Consider the following 1030-nt stretch of genomic DNA (forward strand, 5'->3'; position numbering starts at 1 on the left):
CTCGAAGCGGAGGCTGATCGACTACCCGCGCTCGGGGTACACCGGCCTCCGCCGCTGGGTGCCCTCCTGGAAGCAGGTGCTCGGCTCCTGCCTGGCGTTCATGACGATGATGATCGGCCTGGTCGGCATCGCGTATGCGATGACCGAGATCCCCAGCGCCAACGACATCGCGGTGCGCGAGACGAACGTCTACTACTGGGCGGACGGCTCCCGGATGGTGGTCGCCGGCGAGGGGAACGTCAACCGGCAGAACCTGGAGCTGGAGGACATCCCGCAGGCGATGCAGGACTCGGTGATCTCCGCCGAGAACGCCACCTTCTGGGAGGACCCCGGCATCGACGTGATGGGCATCGGCCGCGCCGTGCTGAACATGGCGCGCGGCGGGGACGTGCAGTCCGGCTCGACCATCACGCAGCAGTACGTGAAGAACATGTACCTCACGCAGGACCAGACGATAGAGAGAAAGGTCCGCGAGCTGCTGCTGTCCGTGAAGGTCGGCGCCGAGATCGAGAAGGAGGAGATCCTCCAGGGGTATCTCAACACCTCCTACTTCGGCCGCGGCGCCTACGGCATCCAGGCCGCCGCGCAGGCGTACTACGGCGTGGACGCGGTGGACCTGACGGACAGCCAGTGCGCGTTCCTGACCTCCCTGCTCAACGGCCCCAGCCTCTTCGACCCCTACAGCGGCGGCGACGGCGAGGAGCTGAGCGACGTCAACGAGGCCAACCTGGAGCGGGCCACGGAACGCTGGGCCTGGGTGCTGGAGCGCCGGGTCGAGGTCGGTGAGGGGCTGAGCCAGGCCGAGTACCAGGAGATCATCGCCGAGGAGTTCCCGCTGCCGCAGCCGCCGACCCGGGCGATGGAGCGAGCCGGGCAGATCGGGTACCTGACCGACCTGGCCGACCAGTACATGATCGCCAACGACCTGATCAGCGAGGACGAGCTGGCCGCCGGCGGCAACCGCATCTACACCACCTTCGACGAGGGCATGGTCAACTCCATGGTCGAGGCCGTGGAGCAGGTGCGCGAG

1 protein-coding gene is annotated in these 1030 nt (G+C 67.5%); it reads left to right on the forward strand.

What is annotated here, in order from left to right; translation table 11 throughout:
* Window positions 1–1030: transglycosylase domain-containing protein (locus tag D7231_RS35870; RefSeq protein ID WP_199739557.1), on the forward strand; the 1030-nt coding region annotated here is incomplete at both ends.

The sequence above is a fragment of the Streptomyces klenkii genome (assembly GCF_003626645.1).
Taxonomy (GTDB): domain Bacteria; phylum Actinomycetota; class Actinomycetes; order Streptomycetales; family Streptomycetaceae; genus Streptomyces; species Streptomyces klenkii.